The sequence below is a fragment of the Microbacterium sp. OR21 genome (assembly GCF_047306785.1).
Lineage (GTDB): Bacteria > Actinomycetota > Actinomycetes > Actinomycetales > Microbacteriaceae > Microbacterium > Microbacterium esteraromaticum_E.
Map to the genome: position 1 here is coordinate 82,814 of NZ_JAZEXJ010000002.1, position 25,145 is coordinate 107,958.

Sequence of the window (25,145 nt, forward strand, 5' to 3'; positions counted from 1 at the left end):
GCCTCGTCGCGAAGGGTTACTCCGACTTCTTCTCGATCTCCGCGAAGAGCGGCACGGAGTTCCAGCCGAACTTCACATTGTCGACCTTCTCGCCGTAGCCGCCGACGACGTTCGAGTACCACAGGGGCACGACGGGCAGGTCCTTCAGGAGGACCTCCTGAGCCTGCTGGTACAGCTCGTTCGCCTTCTCCGGGTCGGTCTCCGAGACGCCCTCGGCGAGCAGCTTGTCGAACTCGGGGCTCGAGTAGTCGCCGTCGTTGGATCCGGCGTTGGTGGCGTACAGCGGTCCGAGGAAGTTGTACAGACCGGGGTAGTCGGCCTGCCATCCGGTGCGGAACGCGGTCTCGATGGTGCGGTCGGTGACCTTGCCGCGCAGCTCAGCGAACGTCGGGTACGGAGCACCCGAGGCGTCGATGCCGAGCGTGTTCTTGATCGAGTTCGTGGTCGCGTCGACCCAGGCCTGGTGGCCGCCGTCGGCGTTGTACGCGATCTGGAACGTGCCGCTCCACGGGCTGATCTTGTCAGCCTCGGCCCACAGCTCCTTGGCCTTCTCCTCGTTGTATTCGAGGACCTCCGAGCCCTCCAGGTCATCCGTCCAGCCGTCGATGACCGGAGAGGTGAAGTCGCTGGCCGGGGTGCGGGTTCCCTGGAAGATCACGTCGGTGATCTCCTTGCGGTTGATCGCCATCGAGATGGCCTGACGACGCAGGTTGCCCTCTTCGCCGCTGAAGTGCGCGAGGCGCTCCGGGATCGTGAACGACTGGAAGATGGCGGCGGGCTGGTTGACCGCGCGGTCACCCAGGTCCGACTCGTAGTTGCCGAAGGCGGAGTCCGGGATGGCGTCGAGCACGTCGAGCTGGTCGCCCAGCAGGTCGGCGTACGCGCTGTCCTGCGAGGCGTAGAAGACGATGTTCAGACCGCCGTTGGCTGCCTCGGTGGGGCCGTCGTAGTCGGGGTTCTTGACGAGGTTGATGCCCACGTCGTGCTGCCAGGCGCCCTCACCGTCGAGCATGTAGGGCCCGTTGCCGATGGGGTTCTCGCCGAATGCCTTCATGTCCTCGAACGCGACGTCCGGGAGCGGGTAGTAGGCCGAGTAGCCGAGGCGCTGCGCGAAGTCGGAGGCCGGCTTGTTGAGCTTGATGGTGAAGGTGTGGTCGTCGACCTGCTTCAGGCCGGTCAGCTCCGAGTCCTCCTCGTAGCTGAAGCCCTCGATGTCTTCGAAGAAGTAGCTCGAGAGCTGCTCGTTCGACGCCAGGGCGCCGTAGTTCCACGCCTTGATGAAGTTGTCGGCGGTCACCTCTTCGCCGTTGGTGAACTTCAGGCCCTTGCGGAGCTTCACCGTGAGGTTCTGCGGGTCGTCGACCGTGATCTCCTCGGCGACCTCGTTGAAGACCGCACCGTCGGCCGCGTAGCCGATCAGGCCGGCGAAGATCGCGTCGAGGATCTTGCCGCCACCGGTCTCGTTGGTGTTGGTCGGGATCAGCGGGTTCTGGGGCTCAGAGCCGTTGACCTTGATGATCGCGGACGCGTCGGCGCTCGAAGAGCCCTTGTCTGCGTCAGGGCTGTCGCCGCCGCTCGCGCAGCCGGAGAGTGCCAGGGCACCCGCCGTGAGCAGCGCGACGCCCGCGAGTGTGATCTTTTTGTGCTTCACAGTGTCCTCCTGTGGACCGGGACAAGCACGCGCTCGTCGTCGAACGCGCTCATCATCGATCCTAAGACCCGCCACTGATGTCGCCAGCACGCCCGCAGAACTGTTATCCAGCCTTAACCGAAATCACCCCTCGCCGCCGAGGCGCCGAGGGGTGATCGCGGATGCGGGTCGATTCAGGCGAACGCCTCGATCGGCGGGCATGCGCACACGAGGTTGCGGTCGCCGTAGGCCTGATCGATGCGCCGCACCGGCGGCCAGTACTTCGACGCGATCAGCGACGACACGGGGTACGCCGCCACCTCGCGCGAGTACGCGTGGCTCCACTCCCCTGCGATCAGCGACGCGGCGGTGTGCGGGGCGTTCACCAGCGGATTGTCATCCGCTGGCCAGGTGCCGGCCGCCACGGCATCCGCCTCGGCCTTGATCCGGATCATCGCCTCGATGAAGCGGTCGACCTCGGCGAGATCCTCCGACTCCGTCGGCTCCACCATCAGGGTGCCGGCGACGGGGAACGACATGGTCGGCGCGTGGAAGCCGTAGTCGATCAGGCGCTTCGCGACGTCGTCGACCGAGATCCCGGTCGCCTCCTTCAGCGGACGCAGGTCGAGGATGCACTCATGCGCGACCCGACCGTTCTCACCGGTGTACAGCACCGGGTAGTGCTCACGCAGACGCTGGGCGATGTAGTTCGCCGAGAGCACCGCGGCCGCGGTGGCGTCGCGCAGCCCCTCGGCGCCCATCATGCGCACGTACGCCCACGAGATCGGCAGCACGCCGGCCGAGCCGTACGGAGCGCCCGAGACGGGGCCGCCGTCGAACACGAAGCCGCCGGCGTGCTCGCTCTTCTGCGCCTGCGGATGCCCCGGCAGGTACGGCGCGAGGTGCGCCTTCGCCGCCACGGGGCCGATGCCCGGACCGCCGCCGCCGTGCGGGATGGCGAAGGTCTTGTGCAGGTTGAGGTGCGACACGTCGCCGCCCAGGTCGCCGAAGCGCGCGTAGCCGAGCAGCGCGTTGAGGTTGGCGCCGTCGACGTACACCTGACCGCCGGCGTCGTGCACGGCTGAGGTGATGTCGACCACCTGCTGCTCGTACACACCGTGCGTGGACGGGTAGGTGATCATCAGCGCCGACAGCGACTCGGCGTGCTGCGCGATCTTCGCGCGCAGGTCGTCGAGGTCGACGTTGCCGAGCGCGTCGGTGGCGACGACGACGACCTTCATGCCCGCGAGGACGGCGGAGGCCGCGTTGGTGCCGTGCGCGGAGCTCGGGATGAGGCAGACGTCGCGGTGGGTGTCGCCGTTCGCGAGGTGATAGCCCCGGATGGCGAGCAGGCCCGCCAGCTCTCCCTGCGAGCCGGCGTTGGGCTGCAGCGAGACCGCGTCGTAGCCGGTGACCTCGGCGAGCCAGGCCTCGAGCTGGTCGATCATGGCCAGCGAGCCCTCGACGTCTTCCGCCGGCGCGAACGGATGCAGCTGGGCGAACTCCGGCCAGGTGATCGCCACCATCTCGGTGGCCGCGTTGAGCTTCATCGTGCACGAGCCGAGCGGGATCATGCCGCGATCGAGCGCGTAGTCGCGATCGGCGAGCTGCTTGAGATAGCGCATCATCGCCGTCTCCGAGCGGTGCGCGTGGAAGACGGGGTGCGTGAGGTACTCGTCCTCGCGCAGCAGCGCCTCGGGCAGAGCGCCCGCGGAACCGGCTCCGAAGAAGCCGAAGACCCGCTCCTGCTTGCCGCCGAACAGCACCGCGACGCGGTGCAGGTCGGTGAACGAGGTGGTCTCGTCGATCGCGATGCCGACGGTGTCGGCATCCGTCAGCCGAAGCAGGATGCCCTCGGCGTGTGCTCTGGCGACCAGGTCAGCCGCACCGCCGGCGACGCGCACACTGAGCGTGTCGAAGAACGCATCGTGCACGACCTCGGCACCCGCCTCGACCAGCCAGTCGCGCAGCAGCACGGCCTTGCCCGCCACCTCGGCTGCGATCGCGCGCAGACCGTCCGGGCCGTGGTAGACGGCGTACATCGAGGCCATCACGGCCAGCAGCACCTGGGCGGTGCAGATGTTCGAGGTCGCCTTCTCGCGACGGATGTGCTGCTCGCGGGTCTGCAGCGACAGGCGGTAGGCGGGGTAGCCGACCGCGTCGACCGAGACGCCGACCAGCCGCCCGGGCAGCTGACGCTCGAGGCCGGCGCGCACCGCCATGTATCCCGCGTGCGGGCCGCCGAAGCCCATCGGCACGCCGAAGCGCTGGGTCGTGCCCACGCCCACGTCCGCGCCGAGCGAGCCGGGCGAGCGCAGCAGCGTGAGGGCCAGCAGGTCGGCCGCGGCCACCGCAATGCCGTTCGCCAGGTGCGCGGCGTCGATGACGGCGCTCGGGTCCCAGACGCGGCCCGAGGCGCCGGGGTACTGCACGAGCACGCCGAACAGCTCCTCGGGCAGCTGCTCGCCGCCGGCGAGATCGCGCTCGACGAGCTCGACACCCACGGCATCCGCGCGCGTGCGCAGCAGCGCCTTGGTCTGCGGAAGCGCGTCGGCGTCGACGACGAAGACGTTCGACTTGGACTTCGATGCGCGCCGCGCCAGCAGCATGCCCTCGGCCACGGCGGTCGACTCGTCGAGCATCGACGCGTTCGCGGTCGACAGGCCCGTGAGGTCGGAGACCATCGTCTGGAAGTTGATCAGCGCCTCGAGCCGGCCCTGCGAGATCTCGGGCTGGTACGGGGTGTATGCGGTGTACCAGGACGGGTTCTCGAGCACGTTGCGCTGGATGACCGACGGCGTGAGCGTGCCGTAGTACCCCAGGCCGATCATCGGACGGTTCACCGTGTTACGGCTCGCGAGAGCACGCAGCTCGGCCAGGGCATCCGCCTCGCTCGCGGCGGCGGGGATCACCGACTCGTCCGACGGGCCGGTGAAGATGGAGGCCGGCACGGCCTGGCGCATGAGCGCCTCGATCGGCCCCTCAGCCATCGGGTCTTCGGAGGCGTCGGCGGAGGCGGAGATTCCGAGCGCGGCGAGCATCTGCTCGCGCGCGTCGGCGGTGATGCCGATATGGCGGTCTGCGAATGAGGTCACTCTCACGCCTCCGTGTGAGCCACGTAGGCGTCGCGGTCGAGCAGCCCGTCGAGCGCACCGTCGGCGACCTCGACCTTGATGAGCCACGCGTCGCCGAACGGCGCGGAGTTCAGCAGCGCGGGGTCGTCGACGACCGCGTCGTTGATCTCGACGACCGTGCCTGTCACCGGGGCGTAGAGCTCGGAGACGGACTTGGTCGACTCGGCCTCGCCGAAGACGTCGCCGCGGCTGAGCTCGGCGCCCACCTCGGGCAGCTCGACGAAGACGATGTCACCGAGGGCGTCGGCGGCGAAGTCGGTGATGCCGATCGTCGCGGTGGTGCCCTCCAGGGCGACCCACTCGTGCTCTTCGCTGTACTTGAGGGTGCTGAGATCGGTCATTTCTTCCTCCGGTAGAAAGGCAGGGCGGTGCGGGTGGCGGGGATCTTCGTCCCCCGGACATCGAGGAACAGGTCGGCGCCCTTTTCGGCGTATTCGGGGTCGACGAAGGCCATCGCGATCGGGTGGCCGAGGGTGGGGCTGAGAGCCCCGCTGGTGATCTGGCCGACGGCGGTGCCGTCTTCGAGCACGACGGGATAGCCGGATCGGCCGGCGCGGCGACCTTCGGCGGTGAGGCCGATCAGGGTGCGCCCGGCCTGGGCTCCAGCGCCGGCGGCGCCTCCGGCGAGGGCCTCCTTGCCGACGAAGCGCTCCTTGTCCGCGACGACGACACGGCCGAGACCTGCCTGAGCGGGCACGGTCTCGCGGCTCAGCTCGTTGCCGTACAGCGGCATGCCCGCCTCGAGACGCAGCGTGTCGCGCGCGGCGAGGCCTGCGGGCACGAGACCGCGGTCGGCGCCGGCGGCGATCACGGCATCCCACAGCGCTTCGGCGTCTGCGGCGGCGACCAGCAGCTCGAAGCCGTCCTCGCCGGTGTAGCCGGTGCGTGCCAGGAGCAGCGGCTTGCCGCGGTAGACGGCGCTCGCCCAGGCATAGTACTTCTGCTCGTCCCATGGGACGCTTACCTCGTCGATGCCCTCCACTGCGGCGACGATGGCGACGGCCTTCGGGCCCTGCACGGCGATCAGGGCGTACTCGTCGGAGACGTCCTGCACCGCGACGTCGCTCTGCCCGACGCGTGCGGCGAGCGCCTCGGCCACGGCGTCGCGGTTGCCGGCGTTGGAGATGATGAGGAAGTCGTCGTCCGCCAGCCGGTAGACGATGACGTCGTCGATGATCCCGCCGTCGTCGGCGAGCAGCAGCGAGTACTTCGCCTTGCCGACGCTCATGGCCGACAGGCGGCCGGCGAGGGCGTAGTCGAGGTACTCGGCCGCCGCAGCACCGCGCACCGTGAACTCGGCCATGTGCGAGATGTCGAAGACGCCGGCGGCCTCGCGCACCGCGTGGTGCTCTGCGAGATCGGACGTGTAGCGGACGGGCATCTGCCAGCCGCCGAAGTCGGTGAAGGACGCACCGAGCGCCTCATGGCGCGCGCGGAGCGGGGTGTAGCGGGGTTCGGTCACGGAGTTCTCCCGGTCAGGATCGGGCAGGACGACGTCGTCGGCATCCTCGGAACTCCCCCTCTGTCATCGGGCCTGAGAGCTTCGCTCCAGTGGCGGGTTCGGAGAACCTGCCAGCGGGACTTTCACCGTCGGCGGATGCGTGAGCATCGCTTTTCAGAGCGGCCGGACCTGGGCGGTGGGGATACCTGAGAGATTGGCGGGGAGGCTTGCTCCTTCGGTGCCCGACCGTGATCATCGGGCTCTCCCGCACGGGTCATGCGGCCTGTGTTCGATTAGGCCTCCAGCATAGCGGGAAGCGCGCTCGCCACCAGGCGTGCGCCCGATCAGCGGGAGGAGCCGTCTTCGGGGCCGCCCTCGGCGCGCGGCTCGAGCAGCTGTCGCTCGACGGCGAGCATGATCGCCTCCTGCCGGGTCGCGGCGCCCAGCTTCCGGTAGATGCTGCGCAGCTGCGACTTCACAGTGTTCGGCGACACGTAGAGCTCGCGTGCGATCTCCGTGGCCGACCCGCTGTCCATCAGCGCCCGCAGCACGGTGCGCTCACGGGCCGTCAGCGTGGTCGTCGATGCGATATCGGGAAGCACCGACCGCGCGTGCATGCTCTGGAAGAGCTCGTCGTGCCCGGCCGCGCGCAACGCGGTCACGACGCGGTCGAAGTCCGCGCGAGGCAGAAAGGCCAGCGGCATCCGCATTCCGGTGCGGGCGAGCAGGGCGCCGAGGTAGTCGACCGCCGCGTCCGCGCGAGAAGACCTGCTGCGTCGCAGCAGCGTCGCGGTCTCGAGCGCGGACGCCTCTGCGGCCGTGCGCAACGGCAGCCGATCGGTAGACAGCTCTGCGAGCCGTCTCAGCGCTGCTGCCGGATGCCCGCGCATCAGCTCGATCCGCGCACGGGCGACCTCGCGAGTCGGACCTGGCGGGAAGTCGCTCTCGACGATCGCCGAGGCCACGCGCACGTTGCCCAGGCTCAGCTGCAGCATCGACCGTGCGGTCGCCACAGAGCTCGGCGGCACGGCTCGGCCGGTGTGCAGCTCGATCGAGCGGATCCGCGCCTCGAGCGAGGCCAGGCCCGCAGCGGCGTCGCCCTGCACCATGCGCGCCATCGCCGCCACGGTGCACACGGCGATCTGGTGCTCGAACGGCACCTCCATGTCGATGGCGTCCAGGCGGGCGAGGATGCCTGCGCTGTCGAAGTGCTCGAGCTCGATCATCGAGGCGGCCACCCACTGGTTGACAGCGCCTGCAGGGCTCACGGCATCCGTCATGGCTCGTGCCTGCTCGAGATAGCGCGTGGCCAGCGGGACGTCACCTTCGTACGCGAACGCGGCCGCACGGCCGGCGAGCTCTGTCGCGCCCGCAGGACCAGGGGTCGCCGGCGCCGCGGTCTGGCCGGCGGAGAACGCCTCGAGGGCGAGATCCACCTCACCGGCGTAGTGCAGGGAGACGCCGATGTGCGTGAACAGAGCCGCCAGCGGCAGCGTCTGCACCCACGCAGCGGCGACCATGGCGTGCTCCAGCGCCGCGTGGGCGACGCGGATCGCCTGCGCGTCGCTTCCGAGCCGCTGTCGTCGCGCGCTCTCCGCGTAGAGGATGAGCGCGCGATCGATCGCCGTGAGCTCGGTGTGCTCGTCCTGCGCGGCTGCGACGGCGCGGCCGATCCGCCGCATGCCCCGCTCGGGATCATCCCCGGTCTCGAGCCCGCAGAGCCCCGCGAGCATGTCCAGCAGAGGACGGCGGGCGAGCGCGGCATCCGCCATCCCGCGAAGGGCCGACGCTGCCGCCGAGCATTCTCCGATGAGCTCGAACCAGTGGCGGCGGGCGGCGTTCTCGACAGCGAGCTCGTCGCCGTCGGCGATCGCAGCGAGGAACGCGGATGACGGATCCGGCCGGTGAGCCGGCGCGGGAACGTGTCGATCCTCGGTCACCGCTCCACTTCCGTTCGATCGTGATCCGAGCGGGCCGTGGCCCGCGGTGGCAATGTAACCCATCCCGATCTGACGATGCTGTGCACGGCGCTGGAGGATTTCATACCGGCTTTCACCCCGCCGCGGTCGCCATGCAGAGGACGCCCGGCGGAGAATGAGTGCGGGCGACGCGCCTCGGCGATCCCCAGCGCCCGCACGGAGAAGCGCTGCAGCGCCTCCGTGCCATCTGTGCGCTCGTCCGAACGGATGGCTGCCGGTGAGCGTGAACGCTCCCGGATGCCGTGGTCCGGCGGATGGCTCCCCTCGCCATCCGCCGGACTCCCGTGGGTCGGCGCGGGGAGCGGACTCGCCGCCGTCTAGGCTCGTCGATGTGAGTGGCACGACGGGACGACGCGACGCGATCGGCGTCGCCGTGTCGACGGTGATCTTCTCACTGCGCACAGCCGACGACGGCGATCGCCTCATGCTGCCGCTCGTGCGCCGCACGAGAGAGCCGCATCTCGGGTCCTGGGCTCTGCCGGGCGGATGGCTGGATCCGGCGGAGGATCTGGATGCCGCGGCGTCGCGCACGCTCGCCGAGACGACGGCGCTGAAGCCCAGCTATCTGGAGCAGCTCTACACGTTCGGCGACGTCGACCGTGCACCCGCGCGCACGATCTCGATCGTCTACTGGGCTCTGCTGCGGTCCGACCTCGTCGACGCGCAGCGCTCGGGCGCCGGTGCGCCCGAGAACGTCGAGTGGTTCGACGTCGACGCGCTGCCCGAGCTGGCGTTCGACCACAATCGCATCGCCGACTACGCGCTGTGGCGGCTGCGCAACAAGGTCGGCTACAGCCGCATCGCGGCGGGACTGCTGCCCGACGAGTTCACGCTCACCGAGCTGCGCGAGGTGTACGAGGCGGTGCTCGGCCAGCGGCTCGACCCGTCGAACTTCCGCCGCCTGCTCGAGGGCTCGGACGAACTCGTGCCGACCGAGTCGTTCCGCACGGGCAAGCACCGTCCTGCCCGGCTGTACCGCTACGTCGCCCACGCCTGAGCCTCCCGGTCGCCGTCGTCGGCCGGGCTCCGATTGCAGTTCTGGTCGAATCGACCTAATCTGTTCGCGGACAGTAAATGTCATCGCGACCAGAAGGCGGTCCTCTCCGTGCCCACACTCCGCAGCCTCGACCCGTCGGTCGACCACGCCCTGCAGGCCATCGTCGCGGGCGCTTCTCTCGACCCCACCTGCACGACCGATCTCGCCGCCGGGCCGTGGGATTTCGACGCCCGTCCCGGCTACGGCCCCGGCTCATCGATGGGGGATGTCATCCCGGTCGGCGCCCCGCGCCAGGGTGAGCTGCCCGCCGCGTACCGCGAGGCGGACGAGGAGGAGCTCGACGCGCGCATCCGCGCGGCCAAGCGGTCCCTCGGCGATCGGGTCGTCGTGCTCGGGCACTTCTATCAGCGCGAGGAGGTGGTGCGGCACGCCGATTACGTGGGCGACTCCTTCCAGCTCGCGAACGCCTCCCTCGAGCATCCCGACGCCGAGGCGATCGTGTTCTGCGGCGTGCATTTCATGGCGGAGACCGCCGATCTGCTCTCCCGACCGGAGCAGTCGGTGATCCTGCCGAACCTCGCCGCGGGCTGCTCGATGGCGGACATGGCCGACATCGATCAGGTCGAGGACTGCTGGGAGCAGCTGGCCGAGGTGCTCGGCCCGCTCGACGAACCGGACGCTGATGGCCTGCTGCCCGTCATCCCCGTCACGTACATGAACTCCTCGGCCGCGATCAAGGGATTCGTCGGTCGTCACGGCGGCATCGTGTGCACCTCGTCGAACGCTCAGACCGTGCTCGAGTGGGCGTTCGCGCGCGGCCGGCGGGTGCTGTTCTTCCCCGATCAGCACCTCGGGCGCAACACCGCCAAGGCGATGGGTGTGCCGCTCGAGCAGATGCCGATGTGGAATCCGCGCCGCCCGCTGGGCGGCTCCAGCGCGACGGAGCTGCAGCAGGGGCGAGTGATCCTCTGGCACGGCTTCTGCTCGGTGCATCGCCGCTTCACCGTCGACCAGATCGAGAAGGCGCGCGCGGAGCACCCGAATGTGCGGGTCATCGTGCATCCGGAGTGCCCTGTCGAGGTCGTCGACGCCGCCGACGAGGCGGGCTCCACGGACTACATCCGCAAGGCGATCGCCGCCGCCGCGGAGCCCGCCGTCTTCGCGATCGGCACCGAGATCAACCTCGTCCGGCGTCTGGCCGCGCAGCATCCGCAGCATGAGATCTTCTGTCTCGACCCCGTCGTCTGCCCGTGCTCGACGATGTACCGCATCCATCCCGGGTACCTCGCGTGGGTGCTGGAGGAGCTCGTGGCCGGGCGCGTGCAGAACCGCATCCGGGTGACCGACGCCGTCGCGCGGCCGGCTCGGGTCGCGCTGGAGCGGATGCTGGCGGCGAAGCCGCGATGAACGTCATCGTCGTGGGCGGCGGCATCGCCGGGCTCACAGCCGCGCTGCGCGCCGACGCGCTCGGCCACCGCGTGACGCTGCTCGTGAAGGACGTCATCGGTGACAGCTGCACCGCCTGCGCGCAGGGCGGCGTGGCAGGAGCATACGGCCCGGGCGACTCCCCCGCACTGCACGCCCTCGACACCCTGCAGGCCGGCGACGGCCACGGTGACGCGCTCGCGATCACCGCGCTGGTCGACGGCGCCGCGGGCGCGATCGACGAGCTGATCGCTGCCGGAGTGGCCTTCGACCGCTCCGCGGACGGGCTGCTCGCGCGCGGCCTCGAGGCCGCGCACAGCCGGCCGAGGATCGCGCACGCCGGCGGTGACGCCACGGGCGCCGCGATCTCGGCGGCCCTGGCGCGCCGGGTGCGGGCGTCCTCGGTCGAGGTGCGCGAGGGGGTGTTCGTCGCAGACCTGCTCGTCGACAGCGGGCGGGTGCGCGGCATCCGGTCGCTCGACGGCGTCGAGACGCACGCCGACGGCGTGATCCTGGCGACCGGAGGCTCCGGCCAGCTGTACGCGCACACCACCAACCCTCCCGGCATCACCGGCGACGGGATCGCCCTCGCGCTGCGCGCGGGCGCTGCGGTCGCCGATCTAGAGTTCGTGCAGTTCCACCCGACCGTCCTCGGCGACGGCGCGCCGTTCCTCGTCTCCGAGGCGGTCCGCGGCGCGGGCGCCGTGCTGCGGGATGCCGGCGGGCACCGTTTCATGCTCGAAGAGCACCCGGATGCCGAGCTCGCCCCCCGCGACGTCGTGGCACGGGCCGTCGCACGTCGCGCCGCCGCGCAGTCGGCGCCGGTGGTGCTGGATGCCACGGCGCTCGGCGCCGAGATACTGGCCGAGCGCTTCCCCACGATCGACGCCGAGCTGCGGCGACGGGGAATCGAGTGGTCGCGGCAGCCCGTGCCGGTGACCCCCGCTGCGCACTACCTGATGGGCGGGGTGGTCACCGACGTCGACGGCCGGACGACGCTGCCCGGTCTGTGGGCTGTCGGCGAGACCGCACGCACCGGCGTGCACGGCGCGAACCGACTGGCGTCGAACTCCCTCCTGGAGGGCGCCGTCTTCGGCGCTCGCGCGGCCGAATCCCTGACCCACCACTCACTCCCGTATGAGTATGTGCCGCTCGCGACCCCTGCAGGCGACCCGAACTCATACGGGAGCGAGAAGCGGGTGGTCGTGGGCAACGGCGGGCAGGACGGGTGCGTCTTCGAGCGGACGGCGCTGCAGCGGCTGATGTGGGAGCATGTCGGACTGATGCGCACCGAGGAGGGCCTGCGTGACGCCGTCGCGCGCCTGCACGCGTGGTCGCCGCCGCCGGCGACGTCGCGCACAGCGCAGGAGGACGCGAACCTGCTCACCGTGGCGCGCGCCGTGGCATCCGCCTCCCTCGCCCGCACCCGCTCGCTCGGCGCCCACTTCGTCGTCTCCCCCGCCCTGATCGGAGCCGCATGATCACCCCGGCAACCCTGCGTCGCACCGTGTCGGCCGCTCTGGAGGAGGATGCCCCGTGGGGCGACCTCACCAGCACCGCCCTGCTCCCCGCCTCCGCCCGCGCGACGGCGGATCTCGTCGCCCGCGAGCCCGGCGTCTTCAGCGGCGGCGAGGTGTTCTCGGCAGCCTTCGCGCTCACCGACGCGGACGCGGTTGTCGACCTCCATGTCGCCGACGGCGACCGCTTCGCTGCGGGTGATGTGCTCGCCTCGGTGAGCGGCGCCGCACGCGCCCTGCTGACCGCTGAGCGGGTCGCCCTGAACTTCACGCAGCGGATGAGCGGCATCGCGACGCTCACGGCGGCCTACGTCGACGCGGTTGACGGCACCGGGGCGCGCATCGCCGACACCCGCAAGACGACGCCCGGACTGCGCGAGTTCGAACGCCACGCGGTCGTCTCGGGCGGCGGCAGCAATCACCGGCGCTCGCTGTCGGATGCCGTGATGGCGAAGGACAACCACCTCGCGGTGCTCCGTCAGAGCGGGCAGGATCTCGCCACGGCGCTGCGCGGGGCGCTCGGCCGCCTGCCGCACACGACGCACGTCGTGGTGGAGGTCGACCGCCTCGATCAGATCCCGGCTGTGCTCGAGGGCGGCGCGCACACCGTGCTGCTCGACAACTTCAGTCTCGACGATCTTCGGGCAGGCGTCGCCCTGATCGCCGGGCGGGCGACCGCGGAGGCGTCGGGCGGCGTGACCCTCGACACGGTGCGGCGCATCGCCGAGACGGGCGTGCAGGTGATCTCGGTCGGCGCACTGACCCATTCCGCGCGAGCGCTGGATCTCGGGCTCGATCTGCGGGTCGGGTGACATGCTCTACCTGGACCACGCCGCCACGTCACCGGTGCGACCGGAGGTGCTCGAGGCGATGCAGCCGTATCTCACCGGCGCGTACGGCAACCCGTCGAGCCACCACACGGTGGGCGAGGCGGCGGCGGGGGCTCTGGAGTGGGCGCGCGGGCGGGTCGCCGCGGCGCTGGGCAGACGAGCGAGCGAGGTCGTCTTCACCTCCGGCGGCACCGAGGCGAACAATCTCGCCGTGAAAGGCGTCGTGCTGGGCGCGGCTCACGAGCCGCCCGCGCGACGGCGACTGATCACCACCCCGATAGAGCACGCGTCGATCCTGCAGTCGGCCGAGTATCTGCGCCGGCTGCACGATGTCGAGGTGACGCTGCTGCCCGTCGACGAGCACGGAGTCGTGGCGGTCGACGATCTGCGATCGGCGCTCGATGAGGGCGAGACGACGCTGGTGAGCCTCGGCCATGCGAACAACGAGATCGGCACGGTGCAGGACGCCGCCGCGCTGATCGCCGCAGCGCACGAGCACGGCGTGCCCGTGCACCTCGACGCGGTGCAGACGGCCGGGTGGCTCGATCTGCGCGAGCTCGACGCCGACTGCATCTCGATCGCAGGCCACAAGCTCGGCACCCCGAAGGGCATCGGCGCCGTCGCAGTGCGCTCCCGTGTGCCCCTGGAGCCGCTGCTGCACGGCGGGGGTCAGGAGCGAGGGCGGCGCAGCGGAACAGAGAACGTCGCCGGAGCGGTGGCGCTGGCGACCGCCCTCGACCTCGCCGAGGCCGAACGGGTGCGCAGCACCGAGACGGTGGCCGCGCAGACCACGGAGTTCATCGCCGCGGTTCGCTCTGCCGTGCCGCAGGCCGCGCTGACCGGCTCAGTACGACACCGTCTGCCGAATCTCGCGAGCTTCACCTTCGCCGGCACCAGCGGCGAAGCCGTGCTTCTGGAGCTCGAGCGTCGCGGTGTCGTCTCATCCAGCGGGTCGGCCTGCGCCGCAGGCAGCGACGAACCCTCCCCTGTTCTTCTGGCGATCGGCATCCCGGCGGCCGTCGCCCAGACCTCTGTGCGCTTCACCTTCCCCCGCGCGCCTCTGCCGGCAGGTTCCGGGCAGCACCTCGCAGAGCTGGTCGCGGCCGCTGTCGCCGCCGTCTCCTCCTGATCAGTCACACGAGTGCGCCGCGTCCCACCAGTCGAGCACGCGGGTGCCGATCAGCGTGAGCCCCTTCGACGGATGCCCCGGCAGCCCGTTCACGCTCACCCACACCGCTCCGCCGTGAGCCTCGCCCTGCAGCCAGGTGCCGTCTCGCTGTCTCGCGGCGCGCACCACCTCCACCGCCTCGGCCATCCGCGGATCGGGGCGGGTGCCGTCGTGCAGCGTCACCTGCCGGAAGTGATCGAGAGCCGCGAGCGCGCTGTACTGCCAGCGGTTCGGCGAGATGAAGTCCGTGACGAACGGCCCGACCCTCTCACCGGTCGAGAGCCGACGCATCAGCCCCCGTTCGAGCAGATACTCCTCCCCGCCGCGGCGGGCGTCATCGAGACGCGCGTCGCCGGTGATCCGCTGGTATGCGAGGATCTCGACGACCGCATTGAGCGTGGAGTGGAAAGACGAGCGCTCTGATCGCCCCTCTTCGGCCTCGCAGTTCCAGCCGCCGTCGGCGAGCCGATGCGCGGGGAACCAGCCGGCGAGTGCGGACACGTCCGCCCCGAGCCAGGCGCCGGTGGCGAGCGTGAACGCGTTGATGCACACGTCGATCTCGCCGCCCCAGTAGGGCAGATCGTCGTACTCCCACTGGCTGTTGGTCGCCAGCTTCTCGGCCGTGCCGGTCAGCGCCGAGGAGTCCAGGCCGAACTCCCGGAGATCCTTCAGTGCCCAGGTCGTGGCGATCCAGGGCTGGGCGTCCGGATCCCGCTCGATGATGCCGAGACCGGTGAGGTCGCGATCCCGCGCGGGGAAGTATGCTCCGCCCGCCCACTGTCCGTCGGGATCCTGTCTGGCGAGCACCGCCGCGCCGTAGCCCTCCGTCGCGATCCGCGCCCGGGTCGCCTGCCACACCTGCTCCGGCTCCCCGATAAGGTCGCGCTCGACCTGCCAGCGCAACGAGGGGTCGGAGTCCCGCAGCCAGTCGATCGTGTCCTTCGCCAGCGAAGTCATGCATCGCAGGTTACGCCCCGGCAGGCGTCGTGGCATCCGCCGGACCGTAGACTCGGCCTGTGAACCCGCTCGTGACGATCATCGTGCCCGGCCGCGACATCGCCACCTTCGCCCCGGCCGCCATCGCGTCGCTGCAGGGGCAGACCGAGAGCCGCTGGCGCGCGCTGCTGATCGACGACGGCTCGCACGACGACACGGGCGCCGTGTTCGCCGATGCGGCCGCCCGCGACCCGCGCTTCGAGGTGCTTCGTCACGATGAGGCGCGCGGGCTGGGCGCGGCGCGCAACATCGCCCTCGACCGCGTCGACACGCCCTTCGTCGGATTCCTCGACGCCGACGACGAGCTCACTCCGGGCGCGGTCGCGACCTGGCTGGCGACCCTCGACGAGTCAGGCAGCGACTTCGTGGCGGCCGCCTACGTGCGCTCCCGGCTCGTCGACGGCGCCTATCGCGCGGGCCGCGTGCAGCCGTGGGTCGCCGCGGCCACCTCACCCCGACGCCTCGGCGTCACCCTAGCCGAGCATCCCGAGGCCTCGGCGAACATCGTCGCGTGGTCGAAGCTCAGCCGCACGTCCATCTGGGAGAGCCTGCGGTTCCCCGAGAACGTCGCCTACGAGGACCAGGTCGTCGCGCAGCGGATGTACACCGAGGCGCGCGCCTTCGACGTCATCCCCGATGTCGCCGTGCTCTGGCGCGTGCGCGCCGACGGCACCTCGATCACACAGGGCAAGGCGCAGCTGCCCGTGCTGCACGACTACCTCGCAGCGCTCCTCGGCGGCATCGACGTTCTCGTCGCCGCGCATCAGCACGACGCCGTCCGCGCTCGCATCGCACTCATCCGCGCAATGGACCTCCCCTCGCTGCACGCGATAGCCGCCGAGCATCCGGACCCGGCCTATGCCGCCGCTCTCGACGCGTTCGAGGCGACGCTGCGAGCCCTGCCCGGGTACGGCGACGCGACACCCGTCCCGACGATGATGGAGGCGCTGGCATGGTGAACCTCGACGACCTCTTCTCTCTGAACGGCCTCACCGCGGTCGTCACCGGCGGATCGTCCGGCATCGGCCGGGCGATCGCGACCGCTCTCGCCGGCGCGGGCGCGTCGGTCGCGGTCGTGGCACGAGGCGGGGAGCGCATCGATGCGGCCGTGCGCGAGATTTCCGAATCCGGAGGGCGCGCTGCCGGAATCGTCGGCGACCTCAGCACCCGCGAGGGCATCCTCGCCGCCGCGGATGCTGCCGCGGAGCCCTTCGGCGAGCCGGACATCCTCGTGAACTCGGCGGGCATCAACCTGCGTCCCCCGATGAACGACATCGAGATGGACGTCTGGGATGCCACGATGACGGTCAATCTCGAGGCGCCCTTCCTGCTGAGTCGTCGCTACACCCCGGGCATGCTCGAGCGCGGATTCGGCCGGCTGATCCACATCAGCTCCCAGCAGGCCCACCGCGCCTTCGTGACCAGCGGGGTCTATGGCGTCTCGAAGGGCGGGCTCGAGTCGCTCACCCGGTCCCAGGCCGAGGCGTGGTCGTCTCAGGGGGTCACGGCGAACACTCTGGTGCCCGGCTTCGTGCTCACTCCGCTGAACTCACGCTTGCAGGAGGACCCGGAGAAGGTGCAGCAGCTGGCCGCGCGCACCATGGTCGGCCGCAACGGTGTGCCGGACGACTTCGCAGGCATCGCGGTGTTCCTCGCCGGACGCTCGTCGGGATACATCACCGGGCAGTCGCTGTTCGTCGACGGCGGCCTCTCGGTGCACTGACCCGCATCAGCGACGGCTCTCAGCGCTGCCCTTCTTCGACGGCCCGCGCCGATGCCATCTGCTGCGCCGCGAGCGTCGAGTACAGCCCGCCGCTCGCGAGCAGCTGCGCATGTGTTCCGGACTCGACGATGCGGCCGGCCTCCACGACGTGGATCATGTCGGCGTCGATGACGGTCGACAGCCGGTGCGCGATCGACAGCGTCGTGCGTCCCCGCGCCGCGGCATCCAGCGCCTCCTGTACGACCCGCTCGGAAACAGTGTCGAGCGCCGACGTCGCCTCGTCGAGCAGCAGCACCGGCGGATCCTTCAGCAGCACGCGGGCGATCGCGATGCGCTGCTTCTCTCCGCCTGACAGTCGGTATCCGCGCTCCCCCACCACGGTGTCGTAGCCCTGGTCGAAGGAGGCGATCACGTGGTGGATGTTCGCCGCGCGGCAGGCGTTCTCGAGCTCCTCGTCCGTGGCATCCGGCTTCGCATACCGCAGGTTCTCGCGGATCGTGGCGTGGAACAGATACGTCTCCTGCGAGACGATCCCGATCCGGTCGATGATCGACTCCTGGGTGAGCGACCTGACGTCGGCTCCGGAGAACTCGACCGTGCCGCTCGATGCCTCGTACAGACGCGGCGCGAGGTAGAGGATCGTCGTCTTGCCGGCACCAGACGGCCCGACGAATGCGACGTGAGTGCCGGGTTCGGCCACGAACGAGACGCCGTCCAGCGTCGGCCGCGCATCGGCCGAGGCATCCGGATAGCGGAAGACGACGTTCTCGAACGCGATGCGTCCGCGCGGCCCCGGCGCATCACCCGCGTCGATCGCGTCGGGCGCGTCCTGGATCTGGGGCACCATGTCGAGGTACTCGAAGATGCGGGCGAACAGCGCCGCCGACGTCTGCAGGTCGAGCGCCACCCGCATCAGCCCCATCAGCGGCATGAGCAGACGGGCCTGCACAGTCGTGAACGCGACGATCGCGCCGGCGGTGATCTCGGGGGCGCCCCCGGTGAGGAAGAACCCGGCCACGAGGTAGATGACCGCGGGCACACTGGCCATGATCACCTGCACCACAGCGAAGAATCCCTGGCCGCTCATCGCCCGTCGCACCTGCAGACGCACCTGGTTGCGGTTCTCGGCCTGGTAGCGCACCGATTCAGTGCGCTGTCGGTTGAACGACTTCGACAGCAGGATGCCAGAGACGCTCAGGGTCTCCTGCGTGATGCTGCTCAGCTCGGACAGCGACTCCTGGGTCTCTCCGGCGATGCGCGCCCGCACCTGACCGACGCGACGCTGCACGAGCACCAGGATCGGCATGAGGATCACGGCGATGAGGGTGAGGCGCCAGTCGATGAGGATCATCGCCACGAGCGACGCGATGACGGTGACGGTGTTGCCGAGCACGCTGGTGACGGTGTTGGTCAGCACGCCCGACACGCCGCCGACGTCGTTCTGCAGGCGGGACTGGATGACTCCCGTCTTGGTGCGGGTGAAGAAACCGAGCTCCATCGCCTGCAGATGCTCGAACAGCCGCATGCGCAGGTCGCCGGTCACCTCGTTGCCGACGGTGGACGTGAGCCAGGTCTGCACGACGCCGAGCACGGCGGAGAGCAGGAACAGTCCGATCGTGATGCTCACCAGCGCGGTGAGCAGCGGGATGCGCGGGCCGCCGCCCTCGAGCGGGAACAGCGCGTCGTCGAAGATGCGCTGCACGAGCAGCGGTGGGATCACGGCGAGGCCGGCGCCGACGATCACGAGCGCGGCGGTGAGCACGAGCTTTCCGCGATAGGGGGTGAACAGCGCGACCACACGGCGACCGAGACCGGGCACCTTCGGCGCGGACGCGTTCATGCGTCGCTGCGCCGCCTCATCGACGCCGCGGAAGACTGCGCCGCGTCCTCCCCCGACACCCATGCTCATCCCCTCAGGCTAGTGCGCCGAAGAAGGGGGAATACCGTTCTGCCTCGAGGGGTTAGGATGGACGGCTGTTCTCTCCGACCGGCCCGCCGTCCGGCCGAGTCCACGCTTTTCGCGCCTCACGCCCCCATCGTCTCGAGGAGACCCATGTCTGCCGTCCACACCGGGTCGACTCCCGTCGCACCTCCCGCCGCCGGCATCATCCCTCCGAAGGACATGGCCGTCATCTGGGTGCTGCTCACCGCGGCCTTCGTCGCGATCCTGAACGAGACGACGATGGGCATGGCGATCCCGCATCTGATCGTCGACCTCGGTATCACCCCGATCGCTGCGCAGTGGGTGACGAGCGCGTTCATGCTCACGATGGCCGTCGTCATCCCGATCACCGGCTTCCTGCTGCGCCGGTTCACGACGCGCCAGATGTTCCTCGGCGCCATCGCGCTGTTCTCGGCGGGAACGCTGCTCGCCGCGCTCGCCCCGGGCTTCGAGGCGCTGCTCACCGCTCGCGTGGTGCAGGCGACGGGCACCGCGGTGATGATGCCGCTGCTGATGACCACGATCATGAACCTGGTGCCGGCGTCGTCGCGCGGGCGCATGATGGGCCGCGTCAGCATCGTGATGTCGCTCGCTCCGGCGATCGGCCCGACGATGTCCGGGTTCCTGCTCGATCACTTCGGCTGGCGCGCGATCTTCGTCGTCGTGCTGCCGATCGCACTGATCGCGATGTTCATCGGATGGCGCTGGCTGACGAACGTCGGCGAGACTATGCGCGCGCCCATCGACCTGGTGTCGGTGGTGCTCTCGGCATTCGGCTTCGGCGGTCTCGTGTTCGGACTGAGCCAGATCGGCGGACTGGGCAAGGGCGCGAGCTGGGCGCCGATGGCGATCGCGCTCGCGGTCGGCCTGGTCGGACTCGCGCTGTTCCTCTGGCGTCAAGTGCGCCTGCAGCGCGACGACGATGCGCTTCTCGACCTCCGCGTGTTCGCGTCGAAGGACTTCTCGCTGTCGATGATCCAGATGTTCCTGCTGTCGCTGGCGTTCTTCGGCAGCATCACCGTCATTCCGCTGTTCCTTCAGGATGCCCTGCAGCTGAAGGCGCTCGACGCGGGACTGGTCGTGCTGCCGGGCGCTCTCGCGATGGGCCTGCTCGGCCCGCTGATCGGCCGCATCTACGACAGCCACGGCACGCGCATCCTGCTGATCCCCGGGTCGATCCTCGCCGCGTCGATGCTGTGGCTGTTCACCACGCTGAGCGTCGACAGCTCCATCTGGCTCGTGCTCGTCGCGCAGACGCTGCTCTCGGTGGGGCTCGCCCTCTCGTTCACGCCGCTGTTCACCGCGTCGCTCGCATCGCTGAAGCCGAAGTTCTACTCGTACGGCAGCGCCGTGATCGGCACGATCCAGCAGGTTGCGGGCGCCGCCGGGATCGCCGTCATGGTGGCCGTCTTCACCGCGGTCGCGAACGCCGGCGGCGGCACCGAGGTCCCCGAGGCCGTCGCGGCGGGAACCCGCACGTCGGTCACGATCGGCGCGGTCATCGCGACCGTGACGATCGTCGGCGCGTTCCTCATCCGCAAGCCGGAGGACGACGGCGCGGACGCGCCGGTGCACGGCGGTCACTGACGCCCTTCCGCCGGGGCGCGAGGCGGAGTACCGTCCGCTTCATGATCATCACCACCCCGGCACCAGACGCCGACGACGGGGCCGCGGCGATGTACGAGGAAGACCTCGACGCCGACGGCTTCGTGCACTCCTACACCGCGGCGATGGCGGTGAACCCCGCGGCCCACGAGGCCTTCGTCGCGATGGTCCGGGCAGTGGTTCCGTCGATCGGCGCACGGATCTACGAGGCCGCGACGCTCGGCGCCGCCCGTGCTGTCGGCTCGTCGCACTGCCTGATCGCGCACGGTCGCAAGTCGATGACGGCCGGCGTCGTCGACGAGGCGGGGCTGCGCGCGTTCGCCGCGGATGACGATTCCGCCTTCACCGATGCGGAGCGGGCGGTCATCCGGTTTGCGGAGCGCCTGTCGACGTCGCCGCGGGAGATGACGGATGCCGATTCCGCGGCGCTTCGCGAGCACGGCTTCACCGATCGACAGATCGTCGACATCACCCTCGCCGCCGGGCTGCGCAACCATTTCAGCAGGTCTCTGCTGGCCCTCGCCGTGCCGCTCGACGATGATCCCCTGATCGCGCCGGAGCTGGCTGCGGCGCTGCGGCACCGGGCCGAGCACGGCCGCGCGGGGGCGGCTCAGTCGGCGACGGGCCCGGGCGTCCCGGCATCGGCGTCTTCCGCGCCCGCGGGCTCGGAGGCCGCGCCCGCGGGCTCGGAAGCTGCGGGAAGGACGCAGTAGCCGTCCGTGCACACTCCTGCGGCGTCGCCGCCGAGCAGGGTCAGTGCCGCCGGCGCAGGGGTGAGGTGCGAGCGAGTCTCGGAAGCCCGGTTCTCTGGCATCCCTCGATCGTACGCCCGTCACGACATCGGGGCGCCGTGCCGAATCGCGGCGGCGCCCGCAAGCCCCTGCCGTCGCCGAGGCACGAGCCGGTAACGTCCGATGTCATGAACGACAGGCATCCCGATGCGCAGAACGACGGGCGCGACGAGACGGCTGCAGAGCGCGCCGACCGCAACTGGGAAGAGCTCATGCAGGAGCTTCGCGTCATGCAGACCGGCACGCAGATCCTCACCGGCTTCCTGCTCGCCGTGGCCTTCCAGCCGCTGTTCCGCGATCTGAGCGATCTGCAGCGCGTCCTCTACATCGTGCTCGTGCTGCTCGCCGCCACCGCGACCATCCTCGCGCTGACCCCGGTCGGCATGCACCGTGTGCTGTTCGCGAAGGGCCGCAAAGCCGAACTCGTGCACGTCGCGCACCGCATCGTGAAGGCCAACATGGTCGTCATCGCCGCGCTGACGGTCGGTGTCACGGTGCTGATCATCGACTTCACCTTCAACCACGTCTTCGCCTACATCGCCGGCGGCATCGGCCTGGTCGTCATCCTGGTGCTCTGGGTCGGGCTCCCGCTGCTGCTGAGAAGGGAACGCTGACCCCCCGCGCTGTGAGGTGCGGGAGCACTCGGTGTGAAACCCCTCAGAGTGACCCCGCTCAGCTTGAACCCGGCGCCGAGGTGCGGAATCGTGGCACGGACATCGCGCCGGACGGTGCGGTGTCCGCAACCGGAAGGAGAGCCGATGCTCACCCTGACCGAGAACGCAAACACGATCGCGGCGACCATCGTCGCCCAGCAGAGCACGACGCCGGATGCCGGACTCCGCATCCACTCGTCGGGCACCGCGACCGAACCCCGCTTCGCGGTGACGGTCGCCCCCACGCCCGAACCGGGCGACTCGATCATCGGCGATGAGGACATCCGCGTGTTCCTCGAGAAGGCCGCCGCCGACGCCCTCGACGACAAGGTGCTCGACGCCTCTGTCGACGAGCAGGGCGCGGTGTCGTTCAGTCTTCTGCCGCAGCCGGCCTGAGCGCCGCACGCAGCGAGGGCCGTCACCCGTTCGGGTGACGGCTCTCGTCGCATGTCGAGGTCACGACGCGGGAGTGCGGTTCTCCGCGCTGACCATCCACGCGAACTGCTCGAGCTTCTCGATGATCGCGTGCAGGATGTCGGCCGAGGTGGGATCCTCGTCATCCACCTGGTCGTGCACGCGCCGCATGGTGGCCACCGTCGCCTCCAGGCGCACCGTGATCAGGTCGATCGTCTCGGTGGTCGAGACCTCGCCCATCGGGAACTCCGGCAGAGTGGTCGCCTTGGCGACGGTCGCGCTGCGTCCGTCCGGGGCGGCGTGCAGCGCGCGCATGCGCTCCGCCACCGTGTCGCCGAACCCGCGTGCCGCCTCGATGATCTCGTCGAGCTGCAGGTGGGTGTCGCGGAAGTTGCGACCGACCACGTTCCAGTGCGCCTGCTTGCCCTGCACCGACAGCTCGATGAGGTCGACCAGCACGGCCTGAAGGTCGCGCACCAGTTCGGGGGAAGCCTGGAATCCCTTCTCGGCGTTCTCCAGCGGCGTGGTCTCGGCGGCATCCTTCGTCTTCGCCGAGTCCTTCGTCTTGGTGCCGGCGTTCTTCGACTTCTGGGTCGCGGTGCTCTTGGCTGCCATGAATACCACCTCTGTCTTCTGCGCGGCGCTCGCGCGGCGCGCGGTCGGTTGTGTGTTCGACGCGACGCTAGCACCCGACGTCGGACGCGCTGAGGGGGTTGATTTCGTCGCGCGGCTGGTCCATCCGTCGTCGGCACCATGCCTTCGTCCGCATACCGACTGCCGTAGCGTGGACGGATGCTTCGACGCCTGATCGCGCGGGTCTTCTGGCTCTGCAGCCGCTGGACTCTGCGCTCCCGCCCCGCGCCGGCCACACCGACCGTGCTGATCGGCGCGCCGCACACCTCCAACTGGGATTTCGTGCTCATGCTCGCGATCTCGTGGCGCCTGGGGATCGATGTGCGCTGGCTCGGCAAGAAGAGCCTCTTCCACGGCTGGCGCGGTCCGCTCATGCGCGCACTCGGCGGCATCCCCGTCGATCGCGACGACCCCGGCCGGGTGGTCGGCGACGTGGTCGATATGGTGCGACGCGGCGCGGTGTTCGGCCTCGTCGTGACGCCGGACGGCACTCGCCGGGGCCACACGCACTGGAAGTCCGGGTTCTACCGGATCGCGCGCGAGACCGGGATGCCCGTGACCCTCGGCTATGTCGACCGCAACACCATGACATCCGGCCTTGGTCCGACCATCGAGCTCACCGGCGACGTCGCCGCGGATATGAACCGCATCCGGGCCTTCTACGCCGACAAGGCGGGTCTGCGCCCCGAGCATCGTGTCGAGCCGCGCCTGCGCGAAGAGGGATGATGGGGTCATGGCCTCACTCGATGTGCAGTACGCCCGGATCTCGACCGACGACGCCGGAGAGGTGCTGACCCTGCAGCGCGCAGCCTTCGTCTCGGAGGCGCAGATCTACGGCAGCGTCGACATGCCTCCACTGACCCAGACGCTCGAGGCGGTGCAGGCCGAACTCGCCGACTGCTACGGCTGGACGGCTCGCGTCGACGGCCGGCTCGTCGGTGCGCTGCGCGGTCGGGTGGACGGCGACCTGCTTCTCGTGGGCAGGATCGCCATCGCCCCCGATATGCAGGGCGAGGGCATCGGACGCGGCCTGCTCGACGCCGCCGAGCGCGGCAGCGGCGCCGCGCAGGCGGAGCTGTTCACCGGCAGCCTCAGCGAGGCGAACATCCGTCTGTACCAGAACTGCGGCTATCGGATCAGCGAGCGGGTGCCGCAGGACGACGGCGCCGAGCAGATCTTCATGCGGAAGGATCTGCTCGGCTGAGCCACGCCGACGGCCGCGACGCCCATAGCGTCCGGCCGGCGTGGTGCAGCATCGCCACGAAGACCGCTGTCCAGACGATCACGGCGATCACCAGCACGACGCGTCCCACTGCTCCGGCTGCAGGCAACCGGTCGGCGCGAGCGAGCGATTCGGACGCGACGGCGAACATCCCTATGGGGAACACCATCGACCACAGCGTCGGCATGTAGCGCAGCGGAACGCGGTGCACGCCGTGCCGCCACACCCCCGCGCCGATCAGCAGCGGGATCAGCCAGAGGCAGAAGACCCAGAAGATCACGACTGTCGCGGCGATCAGCGGGCGCACGGCGTCGACGATCGGCGTCGTGGGCATACCGACGATGCTCGCACCGGCGACCACGGCGATCGCGAGGGCGCCCATCGCCACCCAGTAAGCCGGATCGAACTGCTGCGGGGTCACGCCGTAGTGCACGACGCGCAGCAGCACGAGCATCGCGACCGCCGCGTACAGCACCACCCCGACAGACCACGCGAGCACGGCGAGCACGCCCACCCAGGTGGCCATCTCACTGCCGGCGGGCGGGTGCAGCTGCGTCATGCTGATCGCGAGCGACTGGCTGGCGACCGCCCAGATGAACCAGGTTCCGTTGGCGCGCGCCAGGATGGGCCTGCCGTCGCGAGTCATCAGCACCTGCCACGGCAGCAGGTAGCCGAAGACCACCCAGATGACTCCGGCGAGCACGAACAGCGGGACGGCGAGAGCCGACAGCTCCTCCCGCGCGAAGCGGACGCCGAGCACGCCGGAGGCCGCCACGACGGTGAAGAAGGCGAACGCCTTCTCGGGGTCGCGCAGGTCTGCGACGACGTTCGCCCCGAACGCGATCGCGCGCCAGACGTACAGGGTCCAGAGCGCGAGGTACAGCGTCGCCGCGAGCCACATCAGCACGACGGAGGCCGCATGGAAGCCCAGGTCGTGCAGCCCGATCGAGACGATCCCGGTGCCCATCACGGCGGCGAAGTACCCGGGCGCCAGTTCGGCGATCGCGGTGCGCACCGGGTTCATCGTCGACTCTTCGGCCGGGGT

Annotated in this window: 22 protein-coding genes and 1 riboswitch; of the genes, 13 read left to right on the plus strand and 9 right to left on the minus strand. The window is 70.1% G+C overall.

The window, feature by feature from the left end:
- Positions 1–16: 16 nt before the first annotated feature.
- The 5 genes from V2S04_RS05020 to V2S04_RS05040 form a co-directional block, all read right to left on the minus strand.
- The gene (locus tag V2S04_RS05020; RefSeq protein WP_413637347.1) at positions 17–1,651 is read right to left on the minus strand and encodes a peptide ABC transporter substrate-binding protein; all 1,635 of its coding nucleotides are present in this window, start codon (positions 1,649–1,651) and stop codon (positions 17–19) included.
- A 173-nt stretch (positions 1,652–1,824) separates the two neighbouring features.
- Positions 1,825–4,671 carry an aminomethyl-transferring glycine dehydrogenase gene (gene gcvP, locus V2S04_RS05025; protein WP_413638101.1) on the minus strand — a complete coding sequence of 949 codons (2,847 nt, stop codon included), beginning with the start codon at positions 4,669–4,671 and terminating at the stop codon, positions 1,825–1,827.
- A 56-nt stretch (positions 4,672–4,727) separates the two neighbouring features.
- Entirely contained in the window at positions 4,728–5,105 is a 378-nt protein-coding gene (gene gcvH / locus V2S04_RS05030) for a glycine cleavage system protein GcvH (protein ID WP_099196979.1), read from the minus strand.
- A complete protein-coding gene (gene gcvT, locus V2S04_RS05035) occupies positions 5,102–6,226 on the minus strand; it encodes a glycine cleavage system aminomethyltransferase GcvT (protein WP_413637348.1) in 1,125 nt (374 codons plus the stop codon). The genes gcvH and gcvT overlap by 4 nt, the downstream gene beginning before the upstream one ends.
- Before the next feature lie 163 nt (positions 6,227–6,389).
- A riboswitch (glycine riboswitch) is annotated at positions 6,390–6,483 on the minus strand.
- A 66-nt stretch (positions 6,484–6,549) separates the two neighbouring features.
- Positions 6,550–8,145, minus strand: a complete 1,596-nt coding sequence (locus V2S04_RS05040) for a LuxR C-terminal-related transcriptional regulator (RefSeq protein ID WP_413637349.1) — start codon at positions 8,143–8,145, stop codon at positions 6,550–6,552.
- Positions 8,146–8,515: 370 nt separating this feature from the next.
- On the opposite strand from V2S04_RS05040, the gene V2S04_RS05045 reads away from it, so the two are divergent.
- From V2S04_RS05045 to V2S04_RS05065, 5 genes are all read left to right on the plus strand, one after another.
- Positions 8,516–9,181, plus strand: coding sequence for an NUDIX hydrolase (locus V2S04_RS05045; protein WP_413637350.1), 666 nt, complete (start codon positions 8,516–8,518; stop codon positions 9,179–9,181).
- A gap of 108 nt (positions 9,182–9,289) precedes the next feature.
- Positions 9,290–10,588 carry a quinolinate synthase NadA gene (gene nadA / locus V2S04_RS05050; RefSeq protein ID WP_413637351.1) on the plus strand — a complete coding sequence of 433 codons (1,299 nt, stop codon included), beginning with the start codon at positions 9,290–9,292 and terminating at the stop codon, positions 10,586–10,588.
- Positions 10,585–12,087: an L-aspartate oxidase gene (gene nadB / locus V2S04_RS05055; protein ID WP_413637352.1), complete on the plus strand. Its 1,503-nt coding sequence runs from the start codon at positions 10,585–10,587 to the stop codon at positions 12,085–12,087. The genes nadA and nadB overlap by 4 nt, the downstream gene beginning before the upstream one ends.
- On the plus strand, positions 12,084–12,935 hold the full coding sequence (gene nadC / locus V2S04_RS05060) for a carboxylating nicotinate-nucleotide diphosphorylase (RefSeq protein ID WP_413637353.1): 852 nt from the start codon (positions 12,084–12,086) through the stop codon (positions 12,933–12,935). Before nadB ends, nadC begins: the two co-directional genes overlap by 4 nt.
- Position 12,936: 1 nt before the next feature.
- A complete protein-coding gene (locus tag V2S04_RS05065; protein WP_413637354.1) occupies positions 12,937–14,082 on the plus strand; it encodes a cysteine desulfurase family protein in 1,146 nt (381 codons plus the stop codon).
- On the opposite strand, the gene V2S04_RS05070 is transcribed toward V2S04_RS05065, so the two are convergent.
- The gene (locus V2S04_RS05070; RefSeq protein WP_413637355.1) at positions 14,083–15,078 is read right to left on the minus strand and encodes a squalene cyclase; all 996 of its coding nucleotides are present in this window, start codon (positions 15,076–15,078) and stop codon (positions 14,083–14,085) included.
- A 59-nt stretch (positions 15,079–15,137) separates the two neighbouring features.
- On the opposite strand from V2S04_RS05070, the gene V2S04_RS05075 reads away from it, so the two are divergent.
- Together V2S04_RS05075 and V2S04_RS05080 are read left to right on the plus strand one after the other, a co-directional pair.
- On the plus strand, positions 15,138–16,076 hold the full coding sequence (locus tag V2S04_RS05075; RefSeq protein ID WP_413637356.1) for a glycosyltransferase family 2 protein: 939 nt from the start codon (positions 15,138–15,140) through the stop codon (positions 16,074–16,076).
- Positions 16,070–16,840 (plus strand): SDR family NAD(P)-dependent oxidoreductase, encoded by a 771-nt coding sequence (locus tag V2S04_RS05080; RefSeq protein WP_413637357.1) that lies wholly within the window; start codon positions 16,070–16,072, stop codon positions 16,838–16,840. Before V2S04_RS05075 ends, V2S04_RS05080 begins: the two co-directional genes overlap by 7 nt.
- 19 nt (positions 16,841–16,859) lie before the next feature.
- Here V2S04_RS05080 and V2S04_RS05085 read toward each other — a convergent pair whose 3' ends face one another.
- Positions 16,860–18,749, minus strand: a complete 1,890-nt coding sequence (locus tag V2S04_RS05085) for an ABC transporter ATP-binding protein (RefSeq protein ID WP_413637358.1) — start codon at positions 18,747–18,749, stop codon at positions 16,860–16,862.
- A gap of 144 nt (positions 18,750–18,893) precedes the next feature.
- Between V2S04_RS05085 and V2S04_RS05090 the strand changes: the two genes are divergently transcribed.
- The 4 genes from V2S04_RS05090 to V2S04_RS05105 all read left to right on the plus strand — a co-directional run bounded on the left by V2S04_RS05090 (position 18,894) and on the right by V2S04_RS05105 (position 22,227).
- A complete protein-coding gene (locus V2S04_RS05090; protein ID WP_413637359.1) occupies positions 18,894–20,369 on the plus strand; it encodes an MDR family MFS transporter in 1,476 nt (491 codons plus the stop codon).
- A 41-nt stretch (positions 20,370–20,410) separates the two neighbouring features.
- Positions 20,411–21,100: a carboxymuconolactone decarboxylase family protein gene (locus V2S04_RS05095; RefSeq protein WP_413637360.1), complete on the plus strand. Its 690-nt coding sequence runs from the start codon at positions 20,411–20,413 to the stop codon at positions 21,098–21,100.
- 206 nt (positions 21,101–21,306) lie between these two features.
- On the plus strand, positions 21,307–21,792 hold the full coding sequence (locus V2S04_RS05100) for a DUF6328 family protein (RefSeq protein WP_099195605.1): 486 nt from the start codon (positions 21,307–21,309) through the stop codon (positions 21,790–21,792).
- Positions 21,793–21,936: 144 nt separating this feature from the next.
- The gene (locus V2S04_RS05105; RefSeq protein WP_099195604.1) at positions 21,937–22,227 is read left to right on the plus strand and encodes a Fe-S cluster assembly protein HesB; all 291 of its coding nucleotides are present in this window, start codon (positions 21,937–21,939) and stop codon (positions 22,225–22,227) included.
- 60 nt (positions 22,228–22,287) lie between these two features.
- Here V2S04_RS05105 and V2S04_RS05110 read toward each other — a convergent pair whose 3' ends face one another.
- The gene (locus V2S04_RS05110) at positions 22,288–22,860 is read right to left on the minus strand and encodes a Dps family protein (RefSeq protein ID WP_271638164.1); all 573 of its coding nucleotides are present in this window, start codon (positions 22,858–22,860) and stop codon (positions 22,288–22,290) included.
- Positions 22,861–23,037: 177 nt separating this feature from the next.
- Here V2S04_RS05110 and V2S04_RS05115 point away from each other — a divergent pair, with 177 nt between their 5' ends.
- Both V2S04_RS05115 and V2S04_RS05120 read left to right on the plus strand, forming a co-directional pair.
- A complete protein-coding gene (locus V2S04_RS05115; protein WP_413637361.1) occupies positions 23,038–23,604 on the plus strand; it encodes a 1-acyl-sn-glycerol-3-phosphate acyltransferase in 567 nt (188 codons plus the stop codon).
- Between the two features lie 7 nt (positions 23,605–23,611).
- Positions 23,612–24,082 (plus strand): GNAT family N-acetyltransferase, encoded by a 471-nt coding sequence (locus tag V2S04_RS05120; RefSeq protein WP_413637362.1) that lies wholly within the window; start codon positions 23,612–23,614, stop codon positions 24,080–24,082.
- Here V2S04_RS05120 and V2S04_RS05125 read toward each other — a convergent pair.
- Positions 24,057–25,124, minus strand: coding sequence for a tellurite resistance/C4-dicarboxylate transporter family protein (locus tag V2S04_RS05125; protein WP_413637363.1), 1,068 nt, complete (start codon positions 25,122–25,124; stop codon positions 24,057–24,059). The two genes, V2S04_RS05120 and V2S04_RS05125, sit on opposite strands and share 26 nt — an antisense overlap.
- Between the last annotated feature and the right edge of the window lie 21 nt (positions 25,125–25,145).